The sequence below is a fragment of the Polaromonas sp. genome (assembly GCF_031411155.1).
Classification (GTDB): Bacteria; Pseudomonadota; Gammaproteobacteria; order Burkholderiales; family Burkholderiaceae_C; genus Polaromonas.
In genome coordinates this window covers 1-23,126 of record NZ_JANOAL010000188.1, presented here as the reverse complement: position 1 = coordinate 23,126, position 23,126 = coordinate 1, and the positions used below count along the sequence as shown (strand labels likewise).

Here is a 23,126-nt window from a genome sequence, read left to right as displayed (position 1 = left end):
AGCTACGCCCCCAGGAACTCACCAATCGGCTTGAGGTCATCGACCCGGTCGCAGATGGATTTCACGATCATCAGGATCGGGATACCCAGCAGCAGCCCCCACACCCCCCACAGCCAGCCCCAGGCCAGCAGCCCCACGAACACCGCCACCGGGCTCAGGCGGCTGGCGCGGCTGGTCAGCCAGGGGGTCAGCAGGTTGCCTACCAGGGTGTGAATCACCAGCGACGCGCCTCCCACCAGCAACGCCATGTCGAGCGAGCCAAACTGCAAAAAGCCAACCAGTGCGGACGTCACCGCAGTGACCAGTGAGCCCACATAGGGCACCAGATTCAGAATGCCCGCAACGATGCCCCAGACAGCGGCGTTGTGCAGCCCGATGGCCAGCAGGGCCAGCCAGGTCAGCGCGCCGACCAGCGCGCTGGTGAACAATTGGACCTGCAGATAGCGTTGGATATCGCCGGTGATTTCGTGCAGCGCCTGCAGGGTGATTTTTTTGCTGCTCAGGGTCGGGCCGGCCAGCTTGATCAGCTTGCGGCGAAACGCGTCGCCTGACAGCATGAGGAAATAAGTGAGAAAGACGACCGCCATGGTCTGGCCCACCAGGGCGATCAGGCCCAGGGTGCCGGTCCACAAGTAGTCTTTGATATTGAAGCCCGGGGATTCAACCACGACCCGCATCGCGCCCCGGTTGGCACCGGAGGGGCTTGCGCCCTCACGCGCCGCCTGTTCGATTTGCGAGGCGGCTTTCTGGACGGTTTCCAGCGTGCTGTCGGAGGCACCCGCCCTTGCCTTCATCGCCAGCCTGAACTTTTGCGCCGCCGCCGGCAAGGACTCCACCAGTGCGCCAGCCTCATCCCTGAGCGAATAGGCCGCCGAAATGATGGCGCTCACAATCGCCAGCATCAACACCGCTGCGCCCAGCCAGCGCGGCACGCGCCTGAGTTCCAGCCAGTTGACCACGGGCGACAGTGCATAACTGAACAGCACGCCAAGCATCACCGGAATGAACACCGCCTTGGCCCAGTGCAGCACAAACAGGCTGGCCAGCCCCGCCAGCACCACCAGCGACACATTGCGGATGTCCACCGGCATGTGAAGCAGCACGCGGTCGGGCTCGGGCACCACGACCACTTCGGGATCCGCAGACGGCAGGTCGGCAGCGTGTTTTTCAGTCATTGGGGGTTCTCGTATCTCGGCATGGGCTTGAGCGCTGCTGTCCAGCCAATTCAAACCGAAAGACCTGCCAAATCCTGTAGGACACTTCCGCTGGAACCCGGCGGCCGGAATGCCAGAATTCCATCACCCCACAATCGCCTCCCGCACCGCACTGAGCTGGCGGCGTGACACGGTGAGAACTTCGTCAATGCCGTTCAGCCGCACCGCCCAGCCTTCGCCCTCCTCGGGGTCAAAATGCTTCTCAAGCGCACGCACCGCGCGCCGCGCAATCAGCGCGTTGCGGTGAATGCGCATGAACTGCGCGGCATGGCGCTCTTCCAGCTCGCTCAGGGAGCCGTCCAGAATGTAGCTGCGGCTGGCGGTGCGCACCGTGATGTATTTGAGCTCGGCCTTGAGGTAGAGCACATCGGCCAGTGGCACCCGCTCGGTCCGGCCCCGGTCCTGGATGATCAGCATTTCCTGTGCCATTTCTGGCTGTAGCCCACGTCTGGATTGCGCAAGGCGCTCTACTTTTTGTAGCGCCTGCCGCAGCCGATCGAGCCGCACCGGTTTCGTCAGGTAGTCCACCGCATCGACCTCAAAGGCCTGCACCGCATGTTCGGAATGGGCGGTGACAAACACCACGGCGGGCGGCAGGGGCAGGCCGGCCAGGGTGCGGGCCAGCGTCACGCCATCCACGCCCGGCATGCGGATGTCGAGCAGCACCACGTCAAACTTGTCGCGCTGCAAGGCGGTCATGGCCTGCACCGCGTTGGCCGCTTCGGCGACCACGGTCACGGCCGGCGCGGTGCAATCGCCCAGCAGGGTGCGCAGACGCGAACGCGCCAGCGCCTCGTCGTCAACCACCAGTACCTTGAGTGTCATGCGGGAACCTCCAGCCGGACCTGAAACAGGCCATCCTTGAACACCACCCTGAACTGCGCCTGCACATCATGCAGCAAAAGCAGGCGTTCACGCACATTGGCCAGCGCCAGCCCATTGCCGCGCTCGCCCACGCCGGCCGGCGTGGAATTGGTCACCTTGACCACCACCCTGCTGCCGCGCCGCTGGGTCGATATCTTGAGCTGCGCGCCGCTGGCACTGGGCTCCACGCCGTGCTTGACCGCGTTTTCCACCAGTGGCTGCAGCAGCAGCGGCGGCAGCCTGGCCTGGCTGGCGCCGGCATCGAGGCTCCACTCCACCTGCAGGCGCTCGCCAAAGCGGATCTGCTCAATCGCCAGGTAGCGCTGGGCCAGCTCGATTTCCTGGCCCAGCGTGACCGATTCGGTCGGGTCGGCCAGCGCGCTGCGAAACAGCTCGGCCAGGTCTTCCAGCACGGTTTCGGCCTGGGCCGGCTCGGCGCGCACCAGCGCAATGGCGCTGTTGAGCGTGTTGAACAAAAAATGCGGCCGGATGCGCGACTGCAACTCGGCCAGCCGCGCCGCCGTGGCGGCCGGCGTGCGCGCCTTGGCACGCCAGAACAGCCCCGCCAGCACCATGGCCGAAAGCAGCGCGCCCGCCGCCGCGCTGGCGCTCCAGGGCGCGGGCTGCAACAAACCCATCAGCGCCAGCATGCCGCAGCCGTACAGCCCGGCCAGCGCGCCCAGCGCCATACCGGCCAGCCACTGGGGCGAAGGCGGCAAGCGGCCCAGGTACGATTTCAGCGCGCAAGCGGCGATCAGCCAGGCCAGCGTGGCCGGCAACACGCCGCCGGTCAGCAGCGAAAACCGCAGCAGCCAGTCCACCGCCTCACCGGCGCCAAACATGGCGGCCACGCCGACCACCGCCTCCACGAACAGCACCACCCGCAGCACCACCCCGACGTGGCAGGCGTCAAACATGCTGGCCTGCCGCGGCGCGGAAGCGCTCGCCGCATCAACCGTGCTCTCGCCGTCGCCCGGCATCAGGCTGCCCCTGAGCGTGGAATCTGAAAAATGGCGGTGATCGTCAGGCAGTTTCATGGTTTTGGGCAGCAGTTGCGGCGGTTCTCATGGCAGCGCCGCCGCAGATAAAATCTCAATGACGAGTATTGCACCGGGCGTGGCCCCTGAGCCGCGGCCTGACGGGCACTTGCCCAGAATAGCGCAGTTGGCGCCCCGCCTGCCCCGCCCAAACCCTGACCGCTTCCCAACGAAAGCCTGACGTGAATCAATTCGACAAAAAATCCCAAGCCTGGTCCGCCCTGTTTTCCGAACCCATGAGCGACCTGGTCAAGCGCTACACCTCGAGCGTGTTTTTTGACAAGCGCCTGTGGCAGGCCGACATCGCCGGCTCGCTGGCCCATGCCGACATGCTGGCCACGCAAAAAATCATTGCTCCGGGCGACCACGCCGCCATTCAAAAAGGCATGGCGCAGATCACCGCTGAAATCGAATCGGGCGCCTTCGACTGGAAGCTGGACCTGGAAGACGTGCACCTCAACATCGAGGCCCGCCTGACCCAGATCGTGGGCGACGCCGGCAAGCGCCTGCACACCGGCCGCAGCCGCAACGACCAGGTGGCCACCGACGTACGGCTGTGGCTGCGCGGCGAGATCGACCTGATAGTCGGCCTGCTGACGGACCTGCAAAAAGCGCTGGTCGACATCGCGGAGAAAAACGTCGAGGTGATATTGCCCGGTTTTACCCACCTGCAGGTAGCCCAGCCGGTCAGCTTTGGCCACCACATGCTGGCCTATGTGGAGATGTTTGCGCGCGATGCCGAGCGCATGCTGGATGTGCGCAAACGCGTCAACTGTCTGCCGCTGGGCGCCGCCGCGCTGGCCGGCACCAGCTACCCGCTGGACCGCGAGCGCGTGGCCAGAACCCTGGGCATGGTTGATGAAAAAGGCCGGCCCTGCGTTTGCCAGAACAGCCTGGATGCCGTGAGTGATCGCGACTTTGCGATTGAATTCACCGCCGCTGCGTCGCTGGCCATGGTGCACATCAGCCGCATGAGCGAAGAGCTGATTTTGTGGATGAGCCAGAACTTCGGTTTTATCCAGATTGCCGACCGCTTCACCACCGGCTCGTCCATCATGCCGCAAAAGAAAAACCACGATGTGCCCGAACTGGCGCGCGGCAAGACCGGCCGCGTGGTCGGCCACCTGATGGGCCTGATTACCCTGATGAAGGGCCAGCCGCTGGCCTACAACAAGGACAACCAGGAAGACAAGGAGCCGCTGTTTGACACGGTGGACACGCTCAAAGACACGCTGCGCATTTTTGCCGAGATGGTGGGCGGCATCACCGTCAAGCCCGAGGCCATGGAGCAAGCCGCACTGCGCGGTTACGCCACCGCCACCGATCTGGCCGACTACCTGGTCAAAAAAGGCCTGCCTTTCCGTGATGCGCACGAAACCGTGGCGCATGCCGTCAAGGCCGCGATTTCACACAACGTGGATCTGTCCGAATTGCCGCTGCAGGTGTTGCAGGGCTTTAACCCGAGCATCGAGAAGGATGTCTACGCCTGCCTGAGCCTGCGCGGTTCGCTCAATGCCCGCAACATCCTGGGCGGCACCGCCCCGGCGCAGGTGCACGCCCAGGTTTCAAGGCATAGGGCGCGCTTGGGCTGAAGCGGGCTGCGGGTACTTCAGACGCTTCTGCGGGTCATTCTGCAGCCACGCCAGGATGATTTTGATTACTAGGGAAATTACCTAGTAATGATGTCGACAACAATGTTGACATAGATGTTGACCATTTTTTATACTGGAGCCATGCCGTCATGGATCGCCGACGCCTGGGTGGGCCGCGCATCCCATGACCGCAGACCGGACCGGGAATCCTGCGCGCACCGCCAGGCGTTCCGGGCCGCAACATCAACGCATTGAGGCATTACATGACCACGTCCACAACCCTTCACGCCGGGGTGGCCCAGCCATCCCAGACTGAAGTCGATACCACTTACAGCAAGATCACCTGGCGATTGATCCCCTTCCTGGCTTTCCTCTGGCTGCTCGCCTGGATAGACCGCGTCAACGTCGGCTACGTCAAGCTCACCATGCTGGACGAGCTCAAGTGGAGCGAGTCGGTCTACGGCCTGGGGGCGGGGATTTTTTTCATCGGCTACTTCTTCTTTGAAATTCCGAGCAACCTGATGCTGCAGAAAATCGGCGCCAAGAAAACCCTGATGCGCATCACCCTGGGCTGGGGCGCGACCTGTGTGGCCATGGCTTTTGCCAAGACCCCGGAAATGTTCTACGTGCTGCGCTTCATCATGGGCGCGTTCGAGGCCGGCTTCCTGCCGGGCGTGATCGTCTACCTGACCTACTGGTATCCCAGCGGCCGGCGCGCCAAGGTGTTCAGCCTGATCACCGCCGCCTCGGCCCTGTCCAGCGTCGTCGGTGGCCCGCTGGCCGGCAATATTCTCAACCTGATGGGCGGCGTCGGCGGCCTGTCGAGCTGGCAGTGGGTGTTCCTGATCGAGGGCACGCCCACCGTGCTCGCCGGCATCTTCACCTTCTTCTACCTGACCGATCACCCCAAGGACGCCCACTGGCTGACGGCGCGTGAAAAGCAGCTGGTGGCGGCCGAACTCGAGCGCGACCACAAGGCCCTGGGCGAGCGCGAGCACAGCATTTTCGCGGCCCTGAAAGACGTTCGGCTGTGGCTGTTCGTGCTGATTTACTTCTGCATCGTGGCCGCCAATGCGACCCTGAACTTCTACGGCCCCAGCCTGGTCAAGGACCTGGGCTTCACCAACCCCGCCACCATTGGCTGGATCATGTCCGGTGCCTTCCTGCTGGGCGCTGGTGCGCAGATTCTGAACGGCTCCCATTCCGACCGCCAGCGCGAGGTGCGCTGGCACTGCGCCGGTGCCGTGCTGCTGGGCGTGATCGGCATGCTGATCGTGGCCTTTGCGCAAGGACGCAGCCCGGCCATGGTGCTAACAGGATTGGTGATCGCCGTTATTGGCACCAGCAGCGCCTTCCCGGTGTTCTGGCAAATGCCCAACCGTCTGCTGACGGGCGCCGCCGCCGCCGTCGGCATTGCCCTGATCAACTCGATTGCCAACCTGGCCGGCTTCGGTTCGCCCTTCATGCTGTCGGCCATCAAGGCCGCCACGGGCAAGCTGACGTCAGGCCTGTTTGTCATCGCCGCGGTCGAACTGCTGGCCGTGCTGCTGATCATCTGGTTCGTGCCTAAAAACGTGCTGGCCAAACCGAAAACCATCTGAAGAAGATACCCCATGACCCAACGTAAACGCATAGGCGTGCTGACGCCTTCCTCCAACACGGCACTGGAGCCGCTGACCAGTGCCATGGTCAGCAGCCTGCCCGGCGTGACGGCGCACTTCTCGCGCTTCAGCGTGACCGAGATCTCGATGCGCGACCAGTCGCTCAAGCAGTTCGACGACAGCAAGATCCTGGAGGCGGCCCGCCTGCTGGCCGATGCCCATGTCGACGTGATCTGCTGGAGCGGCACCTCCGCCAGCTGGCTGGGTTTCGAGAAAGACCGGCAGCTGTGCGCCCGCATCACCGAGGTCACCGGCATCCCGGCCACCACCTCGGTGCTGGCGCTCAATGAAATCCTGGCCGCGCAAGGGGCGCGTACCCTGGGCCTGGTGTCGCCTTACGTCGAAGACGTGCAGCAGAAAATCATCGCCAACTACCGGGGCATAGGCATTGACTGCGTGGCCGAGCAGCACCTGGGCATCACGGTGAACTTCGCGTTCGGCGAGGTCGAGCCCGACACGCTGCGCGGCATGCTGCGCGAAGCGGCCAAACAGCGGCCGCAAGCCATGACCGTGATGTGCACCAACCTGCACGCCGCGCAACTGGTGCAAGAGCTGGAGGCAGAACTGGGCATCCCCATTTACGACTCGGTGGCGACCGTGGTCTGGAAGGCGCTCAAGACCGTCGGCATGGCCCCGAGCGAGCTCAAGGGCTGGGGCCGGCTGTTCCAGGAAGTGGCGTGATGCCGGCGCCAGGACAAGTCTCCATGAGTGATTCCGCCTTTGATTTGGTCATCCGCAATGCCCTGGTGGCGACGGCCAGCGACACCTACACCGCCGACATCGCCATCCGCGCCGGTCGCATCGTGCAACTCGGCGAAGGCCTGGCGGCGGGCGTCCGTGAAATCGACGCCCGCGGCCGGGTCGTCACGCCCGGCGGCGTGGACGCCCATTGCCACCTGGACCAGCCGATGGAGGCGCCGGCGCGCATGGCCGACGACTTCAACACCGGCACGCGCTCGGCGGCCTGCGGCGGCACCACCACCGTGATTCCGTTTGCCGCCCAGGAAAAAGGCCAGTCGCTGCGCGCCGCGGTCGAGGACTACCACCGCCGCGCCGAGGGCAAGGCCCATGTCGATTACGCTTTTCACCTGATCGTCAGCGACCCCACGCCTCAGGTGCTGAGCGAAGAGCTGCCGGCGCTGATCCGCGAGGGTTACAGCTCGTTCAAGATCTATATGACCTATGACGACCTCAAGCTCGACGACGGCCAGATCCTGGACGTGCTGGACGTGGCGCGCGAACACGGCGCCATGGCCATGATCCACGCCGAGAACGCCGACTGCATCGAGTGGCTGACCAAGCGGCTGGAGGCCGCTGGCCGCACCGCACCGCGCTTTCATGCGCACAGCCGACCCATGCTGGTCGAGCGCGAGGCGACGCATCGCGCCATCGCGCTGGCCGAGCTGGTCGATGTGCCCATCATGGTGGTGCATGTGTCGGGCCGCGAGGCGGTCGAGCAGATTCGATCGGCGCGCAGCCACGGCCTCAAGGTGTTTGCCGAAACCTGCCCGCAGTATTTGTTCCTGACGGCGCAGGATCTGGGGATTGATGACAGCTACCAGGGCGCGCGCTGCATCTGCAGCCCGCCACCGCGCGACAAGCGCAACCAGCAGGTGATCTGGGACGGCCTGGCCGACGGCCTGTTCACGATTTTTTCGTCCGACCATGCGCCGTTCAACTACGACGCGCCCGAGGGCAAGAAGCCGGACGGCGAGGAAGTGGCGTTTCGCCATATTCCCAACGGCATTCCGGGTCTGGAAACCCGGATGCCGCTGCTGTATTCCGAAGGCGTGCTGGGCGGGCGCATCACGCTTAACCGCTTCGTCGAACTCACCGCCACGAATCCGGCCAAGGCCTATGGCCTGCACCCGTGCAAGGGCACGATTGCCGTGGGCAGCGATGCCGACCTGGTGATCTGGGACGAGCGCGAACTGACACTCACCAATGCGGCCCTGCACCATGCGGTCGACTACACGCCTTACGAAGGCCAGCACCTGCGGGCCTGGCCCGCGCTGACGCTGGCGCGCGGCGAGGTGGTGTGGGACGGCCAATCATTCCATCCGCGTCAGGGCGGCGGCCGCTTTCTGCGCTGCGGGACGCCCTCGTTGCTGCCGGGCAAGCAGCCGGACCGCCCGGCTGCCCAAATCTGAGGGCATTGCGCGGTCCATGGGGGGCCGGCGCGCCCGGCCGGCCTTGCATAAACCCGTTTAAGCCCCGTCTAAGCGCCACAACGCATACTGTGTGGCTGCAAGGGGGAAAACGATGCGCTTACTGCTGGTTGAAGACGACGCCATGATCGGCGAAATCGTGCTGCAGGTGCTGCGCGGCGAGCACTACGCGGTCGACTGGGTGCGCGACGGCCCCATGGCCGACGCGGCCCTGCGCAGCGAACAGTACGACCTGGTGCTGCTCGACTTGGGCCTGCCCCAACGCGACGGGCTGGAGGTGCTGCGCGCCCTGCGCAGCCGGCGCAACACCGTGCCGGTGCTGGTGGCCACGGCACGCGACGCGGTGGACGACCGGATTGCCGGCCTGGACGCCGGCGCCGACGACTATGTGGTCAAACCCTATGACACCGACGAGTTGCTGGCCCGCATCCGCGCTCTGCTGCGCCGCAGCGCGGGACGGGGCGAACCCGCCTTTGAGCACAAGGGCGTCAGCCTGAACCCGGCCACCCACGAAGCCACGCTCAACGGCCAGCCGGTGGCGCTTTCGGCCCGCGAGTGGGCCGTGCTGGAGCCGCTGCTGGCCCGCCCCGGCGTGGTGCTGTCGCGCGCCCAGCTCGAAGAAAAACTGTTCAGCTGGAAAGACGACATCAGCAGCAATGCGGTCGAAGTCTATATTCACGGCGTGCGCAAAAAGCTGGGCAACGACCTGATACAGACGGTGCGCGGCCTGGGTTATGTGGTGCCCAAATGACGAATGGCGCGAGTTCGCATTCCCTGAGAAAGAGGCTGCTGTGGTTTGTGCTGGTCGCGATTTTGCTGGCCGCGGTCATGCAGGCGGCCACCGCCTACCGCGGTGCGGTGCAGCAGGCCGATGCGCTGTTCGACGACCATTTGCAGCAAATGGCGCGCTCGCTGCGCAGTGGCGTGCCGCTGGGCGCGCTGCTGGCCGAAAGTGGCGACGACAGCGGCTTTGACCTGTACGTGCAGATCTGGGGCCAGGACGGCACCCAGCTGTTCCGTTCAACGCCCTCGGCGTTGCCGCCGCGCGCGGTGCTGGGCTTTTCCGATGTCGAGGCCAACGGCAACCGCTATCGGGTCTACACCCTGCAGACCGCGTTTCAAACCGTGCAGATTGCGCAGGACCTCAATGCCCGCGCGGCGCGGGCGCGTGCGCTGGCGCTGCGGGCGGTGCTGCCGTTTGCCCTGCTCACGCCGCTGTTGATGCTGGCGGTCTGGTGGGTGATCAGCCGGTCACTGGCGCCGATTGAACGTGCGCGCCGCCAGCTGGCCGGCCGTGCGGCCGAAGATTTTTCGGCGCTGGCCAATGACGGCCTGCCCGACGAAGTCCGGCCGCTGGTGGATGAGCTGAACCTGCTGTTCGGCCGGGTGCGCGGCGCTTTTGATGCCCAGAAAAATTTTGTGGCCGACGCCGCCCATGAGTTGCGCTCGCCACTGACAGCGCTACGGCTCCAGGCGCAAGCCTTGCGCCATGCCAGCGCAGATCCGACCGCCCGCGAAGCCGGCATCGCCCGCCTGAACCAGGGCATAGACCGGGCCATCCGGCTGGTCGAGCAGCTGCTGCTGCTGGCCCGCGAGGAAGCCAGCGCCGGCCAGCCATCCGCGCTGGCCGAACGGGTCGATTTGCGCCAGGTGATCAAGCTGGCGGTGGCCGACGTGCTGCCGCAGGCCGCACTCAAGCAGATTGACCTGGGCCTGGCCGGCGAGCCGGCCCCGACCGTGCCCCCTATTGCGGGTCAAGGTGAAGCGCTGCGCATGCTGCTGCGCAACCTGCTGGACAACGCCGTCAAGTACACCCCCGCGGGCGGCCAGGTCGATGTGTCGCTGCGGCAGCGCGCCGAAGGGCTGATGCTCACGGTCGAAGACAGCGGGCCCGGCATCGCGCCCGAACATCGCGCGCGGGCCTTTGACCGCTTCTACCGCGCGGGCGACGTCGGCCTTGCACCCGGCAGCGGCCTGGGTCTGGCCATCGTCCAGGTCATCGCCCAGCGCCATGGCGCAACGCTTGCGCTGGGCACTTCAGCCCGCCTGGGCGGCTTGAAGGTGGAGATGCTGTTTGCCGCCGCGCTTGTGCCCGCCGCGGCCGGCCCGGTTTAAGACTGGCCTAAGCCTGGCTCCTCATAGTTGGCTCATCGGCACCGGTGCGTGCCTCCAACCGAAGGAAGCCCTCATGAACTCCACAGCATTGAAAAATACCCGGCTGGTCGCGGCGCTGCTGGCCGCCGGCGCCATCGGCGGGGCCGGCGTAGGTGCCCTGAATGCCCTGCATGGTCCGGCAACGGCCGCCGCGCCGCCCGCGCTGGTGGCGGGCAGCGTGGTCAGCACGCCCGTGGCGCTGCCCGACTTCTCCCAGATCACCGAACGCTATGGCCCGGCCGTGGTCAACATCAGTGTGACCGGCACCAGCAAAATCTCGGCCGGCGATGGCAATGACGAGATTCCGGGCATGCCCAACGACCCGTTTTTTGAATTTTTCCGCCGCTTCCAGCAAGGCCAGGAGCAAGGCCAAAGGCCAGGCCTGCCGCAGGAAGTGCCGACGCGCGGCCAGGGCTCGGGCTTTATCGTCAGCAGTGACGGCATCATTTTGACCAACGCGCATGTGGTGCGCGATGCCAAGGAAGTGACCGTCAAGCTGACCGACCGCCGCGAATACCGCGCCAGGGTGCTGGGCGCCGACCCGAAAACCGATGTCGCCGTGCTGCGCATCGACGCAAAAAACCTGCCGGTGGTGATGCTGGGCAAAATCAGCGAACTCAAGGTCGGCGAATGGGTGCTGGCGATTGGCTCGCCCTTTGGTTTTGAAAACACGGTGACGGCCGGCGTGGTCAGCGCCAAGGGCCGCTCGCTGCCCGACGACAGCGCCGTGCCCTTCATCCAGACCGACGTCGCCGTCAACCCCGGCAACTCGGGCGGGCCGCTGTTCAACACGCGCGGCGAGGTGGTCGGCATCAACTCGCAAATCTACAGCCGCAGCGGCGGCTACCAGGGCGTGTCGTTCGCGATTCCGATTGATGTGGCGACCCGCATCAAGAACCAGATTGTCGCCACCGGCAAGGCCGAGCATGCGCGGCTGGGGGTTTCGGTGCAGGAGGTGAACCAGGCCTTTGCCAACTCGTTCAAGCTCGACAAGCCCGAGGGCGCCCTGGTGTCCACGGTAGAAAAAGGCAGCCCTGCCGACCAGGCGGGCCTGCAAGCGGGCGACGTGATCCGCCAGGTCGATGGCCGGCCCATTGTCTCGTCGGGCGACCTGCCCGCCGTGATAGCCATGGCGGCGCCGGGCGACACCGTGAAGCTGGAGGTCTGGCGCCAGGGTGCATCCCGCGAGCTGACGGCGCGCCTTGGCAATGCCGGCGACAAATCGGCCAAGGTGGCCAGCAATGCGGATTCGTCCAGCCATGGCAAGCTCGGCCTGGCGCTGCGCCCGCTGCAACCCGATGAACAACAGGAGGCGGGCGTTGCCAGCGGCCTGCTGGTGCAGCAGGCCAGCGGCCCGGCGGCGCTGGCCGGCGTGCAGGCGGGCGACGTGCTGATCTCGGTCAACGGCGTGCCGGTCAAAAACATCGAGCAGGTCCGCGCCAGCGTGGCCAAATCCGAAAAATCGGTGGCGCTGCTGATCCAGCGCGGCGACACGCGGATTTTTGTACCGGTGAATCTGGGCTGAGGCGGCGGGCGGCAATACCAAGGACGCCCCGCGGTGCCGCCCGAAAACTCGATGGTCGCATCCACGGACCATTTATTTGCTATTATTTCAATAGCACGTAGCACCCGTTCTTCCTGGGCTAGAGCCCAAAAACGCCCAAAAATACCCCCAAACCAGCTCGCTGCAGGCGTTCCGACGGAGCGCTGCTTGCTGCCGCGGCGGGTAGGCGATGCGGCCAGGCCAGGCGCCAGCTTCAAAATAATTTCATTGCCAGATTGCAGGATTCACGCAGCCCGTGGCGGCGGGCCGCTACCATGGCCGGACTCCACCGAAAAGCCCGGACCCCCACACCATGACCGTGATCACCACCATTGAAGACCTGCGCGTGCTGGCGCAAAAACGCGTACCGCGCATGTTTTACGACTATGCCGATTCCGGCTCCTGGACCGAGAGCACCTACCGCGCCAACTCGGAGGACTTCCAGAAAATCAAGCTGCGCCAGCGCGTGGCGGTGAACATGGAAAACCGCAGCACGGCGACCCGTATGGTGGGCGTGGAGGTGAAGATGCCGGTGGCCATTGCCCCGGTCGGGCTGACCGGCATGCAGCATGCCGACGGCGAAATCCTGGCGGCCAAGGCGGCCGAGAAGTTTGGCATTCCGTTCATTCTGTCCACCATGAGCATCTGCTCGATCGAGGACATCGCGGCCCACACCCAGGCCCCGTTCTGGTTCCAGCTTTACATGATGCGTGACCGCGAGGCCATGGCGGCCATGATCGAACGTGCCCGCAAGGCCCGTTGCAGCGCGCTGGTGCTGACGCTGGACCTGCAGGTGATAGGCCAGCGCCACAAGGACCTGAAAAACGGCCTGACCGCGCCGCCCAAGCCGACGCTGGCCAACATCATCAACCTGATGACCAAGCCGCGCTGGTGCCTGGGCATGGCGGGCACCCGGCGCCACACCTTCGGCAACCTGGTCGGCCACGTCAAGGGCGTCAGCGACATGAATTCGCTGTCGGCCTGGACCAACGAGCAGTTCGACCCGCGCCTGTCTTGGGCCGATGTCGCCTGGGTCAAGGAAAAATGGGGCGGCAAGCTGATCCTCAAGGGTATTCAGGACGTGGAAGACGCCAGGCTGGCCGTGCAAAGCGGCGCCGATGCCCTCGTCGTCAGCAACCACGGCGGGCGCCAGCTCGATGGCGCCCAGTCCAGCATCGCAGCGCTGCCCGCCATCGTGCAGGCCGTGGGCGACAGCATCGAGGTCTGGATGGACGGCGGCATCCGTTCCGGCCAGGATGTGCTCAAGGCCTGGGCGCTGGGCGCCCGCGGCACGCTGATTGGCCGCGCCATGGTCTATGGCCTGGGCGCCATGGGCGAGGCCGGCGTCACCAAGGCGCTGCAGATCATCCACAAGGAGCTGGACATCACGATGGCGTTTTGCGGCCACACCGACATCCGCACCGTAGACCAGGGCATCCTGCTGCCCGGCACGTTCTAGGGCCAAGCCGGCCGCTACAGATCCAGCACCAGCTCCCGGCTCTTGCAGCCCGAAACGCAAATCATCATCACCTTGTTGGCGGCGCGCTCCTTGGTGCTGAGGATAGAGTCGCGATGATCGGGTTCGCCCGCCAGCACGCGGGTTTCGCAGGAGCCGCAAATGCCTTCGCAGCAGCTGTGGTCCACCTTCAGGCCGGCGTCGAGCAGCGTATCGAGTATCGACTTGCCCGCGCTGATGGTAAAGCTGCGGCCGCTGCGCCGCAGCTCCACCGTGTAGGTCGCCTGGGCATCGGACGAGGCCGCCACCGCGACGGCGGTGAAACGCTCGATGTGGGCATTTTCATGGCCAAGCTCGGCGCTGATTTTTTCAAAGGCATCGAGCATCACGGTCGGGCCGCAGGCGTAGTAATGGGTCTGGGCGTCGGGGGCGCGCTGCGCCAGCAAGGCCCGCAGATCGGGTGGCCCGCCCTTTTCATCGTCAAAATGCAGCAGCAGCGGCATGCCCAGCGCCTGCAGCTCGTCGACAAAGGCCGCGCCCTGGCGTGAGCGGGCAAAGTACATCACCTCAAACGGCCGCCCCGCCGCTTTCAGGCGGCGCGCCATGCTCAAAAGGGGGGTCACGCCGATGCCGCCGGCAACCAGCACCGTCAGCGCCGCCTCTTCGTGCAGCGGAAAGTTGTTGCGCGGCGCCGAAATCGGCAGCCGCATGCCGACCCGTAACTGCTCATGCACGCAGCGCGAGCCGCCGCGGCTGGCGCGGTCGCGCAGCACGCCCACCACATAGCGGTTTTTTTCGTCGCAGGCATTCGACAGCGAATAGCTGCGCTCCATGCCGTTGGGCAGGTGGAGGTCAATGTGCGAGCCTGCCGTGAAGGCCGGAAACTCGGTTCCCGGCACGGGTCGCAACTCGACGCTGATGACATCATCGGCCTCATGGCGCAGCGTATGGACGAAGGCGTTCAGGGTGGTGGTCATGGCGGTGCTCGGTTAGGACAGGACTCGGGACAGGGCTCAGGGGGCTCAGGCCGCGGCGCCGGACCTGGCCGCCGCCATGGCTTCCAGCTGTTCGTCGGCCAGGTTGCGCAGGTGCCGGCGCAGGCGGACCACGCCAATGTCGTGCTGGTAGAGGTTTTCATGCTGGTTCGCGTCGGGCTCCATCTGTTCCAGCATCACGCGGTCCTGCTCCAGCACGGCCCAGTGGCGGGCTTCGAGCCGGTTGCGGTAGAGAAAGCGCCAGACATCGCGCTGCCAGCTAGAGACCTTGCGGCAGCGCCAGAAGAAGGCCGCCGTGGTGCTGCCGTCTATCGGCGTGGCGCAGGCGATGATGGCGAAGTTGCCGCCGGGGCCGCCGGTTTTGGGGTACGGAATTTCCAGCCGCATCCAGTGAATGCCGGTGCTGGCCCATTCGGTCCAGTCGAAATTGACGCCGCGCTGGCCGGTTTTTTCAAACACAAAACCCGTGTCGGTGGTGCGAATCTGGAACGTCGCCGTGCTTTCGCCCTCGGCCATGGAATGCGACTGCTTGTGCAGAAACGTGCCATGCATCGGGTCCATCACGTTGTCGAGCGCATAGCGGTAGTCGCCCTTCCACTCGGCGTAGCACAGGAAATGAGAGTACTCGGGCGAGGTCAGCTCCTCGGGCATGGTCAGCGGCGGCGGCGTGTCAATATTGACGTCGCTGTTGTAGAGGAAGAGGGTGCCAAAGGCTTCCCGCACATGAAAAGCCAGCGCCGCGCGCGAGCCTTCGAGCTTGCAGCCGGGGCTGCCCGGCACCTTGGTCACGGTGCCGTCACAACGCACTTCCACGCCGTGGTAGGGGCAGGCCAGCCGGTCGCCCAGCACCATCCCCTGCGACAGCGGCGCGCCACGGTGCGGGCAATGGTCTTCCAGCGCATGCGGCATGCCGGCGGCGTCGCGCCACAGGGCAATTTTCTTGCCCAGGCGGTGCAGCGAAATCGCGCGCTCGGCCACAAAGCCGGACGGGCAGATCGGGTACCAGAGGTCTTTGAGGCCGTCCCGCAGCAGCGCGTCGACCGGGTCTTTGGTGAAGGTGATGGTGTCCATGGTTTGTCTCCTTGTTCTCAAGCGCCCAGCCGGGCCATCAGGGTCTGCAGGCCCTGCTCGGTCCAGGGCTGGCCGTTCTCGCTGGACGGCCCGGTCTGGTTGAGGCAGGCCACCAGTTCGGGCAGCGTGTACGCGCCCTGCGCAAAGGCGCGCTCAATCGCGTCACCGAGCAGGTCTTCAAAGTTGGTGGGGGCACGCTGGCGTGCCTGGTGAGGTTGGAGGTAGCGTTCGGTTTGCATCAGGTGTTCCCCTTTATCCTTGCGTGTCAATCAGCCTGGATGTCCAGCTCTTTGATGATCTTGCCAAAACGGGCAAGATCGCCGGCGTTGGACTGCGCCAGCCGCGCGGGCTCTCCGCCAGCCGGCAGCGCGCCAAATACCGCCATCTTGGACGCCACATCCGGCATTTTCAAGATGTCGTTGAGCTGGCCGTTGAGCGTTTTGACAATGTCGGCGGGCAGGCCCTTGGGGCCGAACAGCCCCTGCCAGGCGCCGACGTTCACATCCTTGTAGCCGAGCTCGGCCAGCGTCGGCACATTGGGCGCCAGCGACGAGCGCTGGGGGTCGGCCACGGCCAGCGCCGCCACCTTGCCGCTGGTGATGTGGGGCGCCACCGGGCCCCAGGTGATGAAGGTCACCGGCACATGCCCGCCCAGCAGATCATTGACCGCCGGCGCCACGCCGCGGTAGGGCACATGCGACAGCTTGGCACCGGCAGACTTGTTGAACATCTCGCCCAGAATGTGCATGGGCGAGCCGCTGCCGGGGCTGGCATAGGACAGGGGCTTGGTTTTGGACAGGGTGACCAGTTCCTTCACATCCTTGATGCCGGCGCCCGTGCTGGCGGCAATAAACAGCGGCTGGACGCTGGTCTGCACGATCGGCGTAAAGCCATTGAGCACGTCATAGCTCGTGGCGGAGCCGGCCTTGAGCACCAGCTGGGCAATCGAAAACGTGCTCGGGGCCAGCAGCAGGGTATAGCCGTCCGCCGGCGCCTTGGCAACGTAGGTGCTGCCAATGGTGCCGCTGGCGCCGGGCCGGTTGTCCACGATCACCGGCTGGCCCAGGCGGGTGGACAGTTTTTCGGCGTACAGGCGGGCCATGGCGTCGGTGTCACCACCGGCCGGGTAGGCCACCACCAGCGTGATGGGTTTGCTCGGATAAGCCTGGGCCATGGCGCTACCGGTGGACAGCGCCGCACCCATGCAGGCAGCGATGGCGAATGCTTGACGACGTGTGAATTTCATGAAGGTCTCCTAAAACTACAAACAAAACCCGGTATCACCGGAACTGGGGAAAAACTGGAATAGCGCTGTATCAGCGGGGTGTCGGTACCGGGGCTGGTTCAGTGCGGCATGGCTCATTGGGCTTCGATCTTTCTGCTCTTGATGATGGGCGCCCAGCTTGCGGTCTCCTTGCGGATGACCTCGCCAAACGCCGGGCCGGTCGTGATCCAGACAGTCAGACCCTGCTTCTCAAGCTGGGCCTTGATGTCCGGGTCGTTGAATATCTGCGTGATGTCGCGCGCCAGCTGCGCCAACACCGGTGCCGGCGTTTGCCTCGGTGCCACCACGCCATACCAGGAGGTCACGGCCACACCGGGCACGCCGGCTTCGGCCAGTGTCGGCACCTCGGCCAGCGCCGGAGCGCGGGTTGGATCCGTCACCGCCAGCGCGCGCAGCTTGCCCGACTGAATGTGCGGCAGCAGCGCAGGCAGGTTGCCGATGATCATGGGCACGGTGCCGCCCAGCACGTCGTTGAGGCCTGGTGCCGAGCCCTTGTAGGCGACATGCAGGATGTCGGCGCCGCTTTGCTGCTTGAACAATTCGCCCGCCAGATGCAAACCGCTACCGACACCGGGCGAGGCGTAACTGACCGAGTTCGGTTTGGACTTGGACAGGGCGACCAGCTCCGCCACATTTTTGGCAGGCACCGACGGGTTGACGGCCAGCACGTTGGGCGCCTTGGCGAGCGACGCCAACGGCGCGAAGTCAGTCTCGACCTTGTAGCCGAGTTTGGGCATCAGCGTGGGATTGATGGTGAGGTTGCCGGCGGGCACCACCAGCAGCGTGTGGCCTGTCGGTGCTGCGCGTTTGACCTGGTCAATGCCGATGTTGCCATTGGCTCCCGCTCGGTTGTCCACCACGGAGGTCTGCTTGTAGCGCCCGGCCAGGCCCGCAGAGAGAATACGGGCCAGTGTGTCTATCGGCCCGCCGGGCGGGAAGGGGGCAATGATCCGGAAAGGTTCTGATGCAAGCGACTTTTCCGCAGGCGTCTGGGCTACAACGAGGCCAGAACTCAGCACCGCCAAGGCGGCCAACAACAGCCGTGCAACACCGCTCTCGAGACGGCGACAGGCCGTGAGTTCAAGTGGCAGAAAGGTCAAACTCATGTAGCCTCCGGTAAAAGTTATCGACATCGGCCTGCGCCTGCTCGCGCATGCGGGCGTTTCGGGTAACACAGGTATTGGCGTTTTCCATGCCACCGGCCTCGCCCACGCGGCGCGACACATCCTGCACAAACTGGCATTTGGGCTGGCGACGTGCACCGAATTCCAGCAACACCCGCGCAACATCCTGGCCCTCCTCGAGCATGCTGGCCAGCACATTGCTGTCTTCGATGGCCATCGTGCCGCCCTGGCCCATGAAAGGCGTTGAAGCATGGGCCGCGTCGCCAATCAAGAGCACCCGACCTTTGCTCCATGGGAGGGGCAGCCGGATCTCTTCAACTGCGGTGTAAAAAACCTGCGAAGGATCACGGATGTCATTGAGCAGCGGCGTGGCCGGGCCGGCAAATTCGGCGAACTTTTCACGCATGGTCAGGTGCAGGCGTGCAGGTTCATAGCGCGGATGGCCGGGCTCGTTGCTGGTGGCATAGACGTAGAGCTGGTCTTGGCTGATGGGCATGATGCCCAGGCGCTTGCCAACACCCATCATCATTATTTTTTCGCGCAGCTCGGGCGGCCGGCGGTGGATACTGCGCCAGACACCAAAGCCGGTGTCCTCGGGCTCAAGGATGCCAAACAGCATGGCGCGAATCTGCGAGCGGATGCCGTCTGCGCCCACCATCAGGCTTGCTTCCATCCTGCTTCCGTCATTCAGGGTCGCAATCACGGCACCGCGCTCGGGGCTGTCCTCTATTGAAGCCACGGTGGCGCCCAGGCGTACTTCCACGCCAAGCGAACGCATGCGGTCCGCGAGAACCCTGTGCATCTCGGAGCGGCGGACACCCAAAATAGGCGCTAGCGTGGTGCCGGGCGCACTCGGGTAATGGGTCTCGGTAATCAGCTCGCCGTGTTGGTCAAAGTAGAGGTTGCGGCCCTGCTCGATGGTAAAACCACTCTCCAGAATCCCGGGCAGTACGCCAAGTTTTTGCAGCTCCGCCAACCCATTGCTGTAGACAAAAATGCCCGAGCTGTGAAAATTCCAGACATCAAGCTTTTCCGCTACCGTCACGCGTATCCCGCGTTGCGCCAGCGCTATCGCGAGTGAACACCCGGCAATGCCACCACCAATAATCAGGACACCGCGTTCCAGAAGTTTCATGTCAAGCTTCCTTTGCCCCGCGCCGAACCACTGGGCACGATGGACGGTTTTGTATCGGTGAGGAACCCACTGCCGGGCTTCACCTTGGACTGGCGACGTGTATTGCCATCGATGCCGCCCTCGATCGCCCATTCGGCGAACACCGTGGGGCCGGGCTCGAAATCGCGCGGCTGCCAGTCGGCGGTCAGCTGATCTTCGTCGGCGTAGTACTCGACGAGCGCGCCGGCCGGGTTGCGGAAATACCAGAAATAGGCCGATGACACCGGATGGCGGCCCGGGCCGAGCTGGGTTTCCCAGCCGCAGCGCGAGATGTGCATGCCGCCGCCAAACACCTCGTGAATGTCGCGCACGGTGAAGGCCACATGGTTCAGCGCCGAGTCGCCAGCCGGGCGCTGCAGCAAAAAGATGTCGTGATGGCCGCCGTCGGGGGCGCAGCGCAAAAAGGCGCCGCGGCCCGGGTAATGGTCGGAAGCGGCAAAGCCGAAGCTCTCCAGGTAAAAGCGCTCGCAGGCCACCACGACCTTGACGAAGAACACCACATGGCCCACCTCAATCGGCGTGGCGCGCTCATAGGCCGGGCTGGCCTTGTTGATGCGCTGCCTGCTGGTCCAGGTGTTGTGCTCGGCGCATTCCACCTCAATCTCGCGCTTGCGCGTGACTTGCAGGAGCACCGACAGACCGTTGGGGTCGGTGCAGCCGATGCGGCCCTCCTCCTGCATAAAGCCGGGCTGCAGGCGAATGTTGTCGGCATAGCGTGCCAGGTCGTCGGCGCTTTCGACGCCCCACACCACCTGGCGCAGGGTCGGACCGGCTTCCATCGCCGGCGGCAGGCCGGCGCGGCTGCTGGCGGCCACGATCACACGGCAGCCATTGAGGGTTTCAAACACCAGTTGATCGGCCTCCTCGCTGACCAGGGACAGCCCCCAGTCCAGGAAGAAACGGCGGCAGGTCGGCAGGTCGTCCGCGCCGTAGGTGATTTCGTCGATGCCCAGTACGCTCATGATGTCAGCCCTTCATGTGATATCGATGGCTCCACTCGTCAAGCGAAGCGAGGCCCATTCGGGGAACACCGCGGAACCGGCTTTGCCGGGCCGCTGGTGTTGCCCCCTTGAGGGGGGAGGCGGCTACACGCAGTGAGCTCGCAACGGGGGTGGTTTTCATTCTGCCCACGCCAGCGGTTGTTCGTTAAGGCCCCAGTACAGGCTTTTTTGTTCCATGTACTGCAGGATGCCGAGCCGCCCTTTCTCGCGGCCCAGGCCGCTGTCGCGCCAGCCGCCAAACGGCGTGGAGATGGAAAACTGCTTGTAGGTGTTGATCCACACGGTGCCGGCCTGCACCGCACGGCCGATGCGCCAGGCGCGCTTGTAGTCGCGCGTCCAGATGCCCGCGGCCAGCGCATACAGGCTGTCGTTGGCCTGGGCCAGCAGGTCGTCTTCATTGTCGAAAGGCATGGCCACCAGCACCGGGCCGAAGATTTCCTGCTGGCAGATCTGGTCGGTGTTCTTGATGCCTTCCAGAATCGTGGGCGTGTAGTAGTAGCCGCGCTCGTACAGTCCGCCTTGCGGCCGCACACCGCCGGTGCGCAGGTTCGCGCCTTCGCTCAAGCCCAGTTCCACATAGCGCTCGACCGATTCGCGGTGCCTGGCCGTGATCAGCGGACCCATCTGGGTGCGCTCGTCGGCCGGGTCGCCCACGCGCAGCACAGCGGCGCGCGCGGCCAGGCGCTCCATGAATTGCCCATACAGCTTGCGCGCCACGAACAGCCGCGAACCGGCGATGCAGGCTTCGCCCGATGAGCTGAAAATGCCATAGAGCACGCCGTTGATCGCGTGGTCCAGGTCGGCGTCATCGAGCACCATGGTGGCCGACTTGCCACCCAGTTCCAGCGACACCGGCATCATCTTGTCGGCCGCGATGTGGGCGATGTGCTTGCCGGTGCTGGTGCCGCCGGTGAAGGACACGCGCTTGACCAGCGGATGCTGGGTGATGGCATCGCCAATCACCGAACCCCGGCCCGGCAGCACGCTGATCAGGCCCCTGGGAATACCGGCTTCCTCGCAGATGGCGGCCAGTTCCAGCGCCATCAGCGGCGTCGCCTCGGCCGGCTTGATCACCACCGCGTTGCCGGCCGCCAGCGCCGGCGCCACCTTTTGCGCCTCGCTGGCAATCGGCGAGTTCCACGGCGTGATGGCCGCGACCACGCCCATCGCTTCGTACACGCTCATGGTCATGTAGTCGCCACGCGAAGGCGTGATGGTTTCTTCCAGCGTTTCGCAGGCGCTGGCAAAAAACTGGAAGGTGCCGGCGGCACTGGCCACCAGATTGCGTGTTTCAGTAATCGGCTTGCCGTTGTCCAGCCTTTGGCGCTGGGCCAGCGGCTCGGCGCGCTCGCGAATCAGCGAGGCCACGCGGTACAGCACCGCCGCCCGCTCATGCGGTTTGCGCTGGGCCCAGCCGCTGGTGCGAAACGCATGGTCGGCGCGGGCAATGGCTTCATCCACATCGGCCAGGCTGGGCGCGCGCAAACGGGCCACCACTTCACCCGTGGCCGGGTACAGCGTGGCCGATTCATCGCCACGCCCCAGGCGCATCTCGCCGCCGATGTTGATGGGAAGCAGCTCTTTTGATTCGGTGATGAGTGACTGGAATGGCATGACAGGTTTCCTCAGATGACGAGCGCGCGGCCGTGGTTGAGCAGTGCGCGCACCACGCTGTAAACGGTCAACGCAGAGGTTTTGGGATTGGCCGGCAGCGGCTTGCCGCGCAGGGTCAGTTCAAAGCTGCCAAAGGCGCCTCGCGCCTCGACATGGTGCACGTTGTCGCTGACCCCCGGATCGGCAAACAGCTGCACCTGCGTGCGCTGCAGCCCCAGCCCGGCCAGCGCCAAGGTGGCCGCCACGTTGGCGTTCTTGGGGTAGAGCTGGGCGGCCTGCTCGGCGCTGCCGTCAAAAATGCAAAACGCCGTGGTCAGGCGGTCCAGGTCGCAGGCGGCCTCGGCCGGGGTATCTTTCCAGGCGCCGGGCGGCTTGCGGCCGGTGTAGATCACCGAATCGAGCCCACCCACGCGCGCCGCCGCCAGCGCGTCGATGCCGCCTATGGCGCCCGACAGCAGCTGCACCTGGGTGTTGCCGCGCCGCGCGGCCTGCTCCAGCATCTGCGCCATGCCGGGCACGCTCAGCGCGCCTATGGAGGCCACGACGCAGGGGATACCGCGCTCCAGGGCTGGCAGCACATGCCGCTCAATCGCGCTGTGACCGGCGCATTCGACGACCAGGTCCGGTGCGTCATCGGCGGCCAGCGCCTCCAGCACCCGCGCCTGCGGTGCCCAGCGCGCCACCGTGGCTTCGGTCTGGGCGCGGGCATTGGCCACGGTCACCACGCGGTCCACCGCCACGTCGGCATCGCCGTGCAGCAGCTCCAGCACGCTGGCGCCAATCGCGCCGCAACCAATCATCGCTATTTTCAGCATGACGCTACACCCTTCAGGCGACGGTCGCGACTTTGGTCGGCGGGCCGGCAAACGCGGTCTTGAAGCTGCCGATCGACAGCATGTCGATCTCCAGGATGAACGGGCCTTGCGCGGCCACGGCCTTGTCGAGACCGGCCGCCAGCTCGGAAAGCTGGCTGACGCGGGTGTGGCCGAGTTTGAGCGACGCGCACAGCTGGGCGTAGTCCGGCGTGTGCAGGTCGACATAGCAGCGCCGGCCGCCGTACTGCGCGTCCTGGATGTTCTGGATCACGCCATAGCGCTGGTCGTTCATCAGCACGTAGACCACGTTGGCCTTTTCCTGCACCGCCGTGGCGAGCTCGCCCAGGTTCAGGATAAA

Annotated in this window: 21 protein-coding genes; 8 read left to right on the top strand and 13 right to left on the bottom strand. The window is 65.2% G+C overall.

Annotated elements, in window-relative coordinates:
• Positions 1–2: 2 nt before the first annotated feature.
• From RMO23_RS11985 to RMO23_RS11975, 3 genes are all read right to left on the bottom strand, one after another.
• Positions 3–1,175, bottom strand: a complete 1,173-nt coding sequence (locus RMO23_RS11985; RefSeq protein WP_309681759.1) for an AI-2E family transporter — start codon at positions 1,173–1,175, stop codon at positions 3–5.
• 123 nt (positions 1,176–1,298) lie between these two features.
• A complete protein-coding gene (locus RMO23_RS11980; protein ID WP_309681757.1) occupies positions 1,299–2,039 on the bottom strand; it encodes a LytTR family DNA-binding domain-containing protein in 741 nt (246 codons plus the stop codon).
• Positions 2,036–3,058, bottom strand: coding sequence for a sensor histidine kinase (locus tag RMO23_RS11975; protein ID WP_405041599.1), 1,023 nt, complete (start codon positions 3,056–3,058; stop codon positions 2,036–2,038). Before RMO23_RS11975 ends, RMO23_RS11980 begins: the two co-directional genes overlap by 4 nt.
• Before the next feature lie 239 nt (positions 3,059–3,297).
• On the opposite strand from RMO23_RS11975, the gene argH reads away from it, so the two are divergent.
• From argH to RMO23_RS11935, 8 genes are all read left to right on the top strand, one after another.
• Positions 3,298–4,707 carry an argininosuccinate lyase gene (gene argH, locus RMO23_RS11970; protein ID WP_309681753.1) on the top strand — a complete coding sequence of 470 codons (1,410 nt, stop codon included), beginning with the start codon at positions 3,298–3,300 and terminating at the stop codon, positions 4,705–4,707.
• Positions 4,708–4,970: 263 nt separating this feature from the next.
• On the top strand, positions 4,971–6,308 hold the full coding sequence (locus RMO23_RS11965; RefSeq protein ID WP_309681751.1) for an MFS transporter: 1,338 nt from the start codon (positions 4,971–4,973) through the stop codon (positions 6,306–6,308).
• Positions 6,309–6,320: 12 nt separating this feature from the next.
• Entirely contained in the window at positions 6,321–7,049 is a 729-nt protein-coding gene (locus tag RMO23_RS11960; protein ID WP_309681749.1) for an aspartate/glutamate racemase family protein, read from the top strand.
• A 23-nt stretch (positions 7,050–7,072) separates the two neighbouring features.
• On the top strand, positions 7,073–8,518 hold the full coding sequence (gene hydA / locus RMO23_RS11955; protein ID WP_309681747.1) for a dihydropyrimidinase: 1,446 nt from the start codon (positions 7,073–7,075) through the stop codon (positions 8,516–8,518).
• Positions 8,519–8,630: 112 nt separating this feature from the next.
• Entirely contained in the window at positions 8,631–9,287 is a 657-nt protein-coding gene (locus RMO23_RS11950) for a response regulator (RefSeq protein ID WP_309681745.1), read from the top strand.
• Positions 9,284–10,651: an ATP-binding protein gene (locus RMO23_RS11945; RefSeq protein WP_309681743.1), complete on the top strand. Its 1,368-nt coding sequence runs from the start codon at positions 9,284–9,286 to the stop codon at positions 10,649–10,651. The genes RMO23_RS11950 and RMO23_RS11945 overlap by 4 nt, the downstream gene beginning before the upstream one ends.
• Positions 10,652–10,724: 73 nt before the next feature.
• Entirely contained in the window at positions 10,725–12,215 is a 1,491-nt protein-coding gene (locus RMO23_RS11940) for a Do family serine endopeptidase (RefSeq protein WP_309681742.1), read from the top strand.
• 331 nt (positions 12,216–12,546) lie between these two features.
• Positions 12,547–13,692, top strand: coding sequence for an alpha-hydroxy acid oxidase (locus RMO23_RS11935; protein WP_309681740.1), 1,146 nt, complete (start codon positions 12,547–12,549; stop codon positions 13,690–13,692).
• Between the two features lie 14 nt (positions 13,693–13,706).
• Here RMO23_RS11935 and RMO23_RS11930 read toward each other — a convergent pair whose 3' ends face one another.
• The 10 genes from RMO23_RS11930 to RMO23_RS11885 all read right to left on the bottom strand — a co-directional run.
• Positions 13,707–14,666 (bottom strand): PDR/VanB family oxidoreductase, encoded by a 960-nt coding sequence (locus RMO23_RS11930; RefSeq protein ID WP_309681738.1) that lies wholly within the window; start codon positions 14,664–14,666, stop codon positions 13,707–13,709.
• 45 nt (positions 14,667–14,711) lie between these two features.
• On the bottom strand, positions 14,712–15,755 hold the full coding sequence (locus tag RMO23_RS11925) for an aromatic ring-hydroxylating dioxygenase subunit alpha (protein ID WP_309681736.1): 1,044 nt from the start codon (positions 15,753–15,755) through the stop codon (positions 14,712–14,714).
• A gap of 17 nt (positions 15,756–15,772) precedes the next feature.
• Positions 15,773–15,994 (bottom strand): recombinase-like helix-turn-helix domain-containing protein, encoded by a 222-nt coding sequence (locus RMO23_RS11920; protein WP_309681734.1) that lies wholly within the window; start codon positions 15,992–15,994, stop codon positions 15,773–15,775.
• 26 nt (positions 15,995–16,020) lie between these two features.
• Positions 16,021–17,001, bottom strand: coding sequence for a tripartite tricarboxylate transporter substrate binding protein (locus tag RMO23_RS11915; protein ID WP_309681732.1), 981 nt, complete (start codon positions 16,999–17,001; stop codon positions 16,021–16,023).
• A 113-nt stretch (positions 17,002–17,114) separates the two neighbouring features.
• A complete protein-coding gene (locus RMO23_RS11910) occupies positions 17,115–18,146 on the bottom strand; it encodes a tripartite tricarboxylate transporter substrate binding protein (protein WP_309681730.1) in 1,032 nt (343 codons plus the stop codon).
• Entirely contained in the window at positions 18,121–19,299 is a 1,179-nt protein-coding gene (locus RMO23_RS11905; protein WP_309681728.1) for an FAD-dependent oxidoreductase, read from the bottom strand. Before RMO23_RS11905 ends, RMO23_RS11910 begins: the two co-directional genes overlap by 26 nt.
• On the bottom strand, positions 19,296–20,300 hold the full coding sequence (locus RMO23_RS11900; protein WP_309681726.1) for a VOC family protein: 1,005 nt from the start codon (positions 20,298–20,300) through the stop codon (positions 19,296–19,298). The genes RMO23_RS11905 and RMO23_RS11900 overlap by 4 nt, the downstream gene beginning before the upstream one ends.
• Before the next feature lie 156 nt (positions 20,301–20,456).
• Positions 20,457–21,953 (bottom strand): aldehyde dehydrogenase, encoded by a 1,497-nt coding sequence (locus tag RMO23_RS11895; RefSeq protein WP_309681725.1) that lies wholly within the window; start codon positions 21,951–21,953, stop codon positions 20,457–20,459.
• 11 nt (positions 21,954–21,964) lie between these two features.
• Entirely contained in the window at positions 21,965–22,768 is an 804-nt protein-coding gene (locus RMO23_RS11890; protein WP_309681723.1) for an aspartate dehydrogenase, read from the bottom strand.
• Between the two features lie 13 nt (positions 22,769–22,781).
• Positions 22,782–23,126, bottom strand: a 345-nt coding sequence (locus RMO23_RS11885; RefSeq protein ID WP_309681721.1) for a thiamine pyrophosphate-dependent enzyme, incomplete at its 5' end; no start/stop codon positions are given.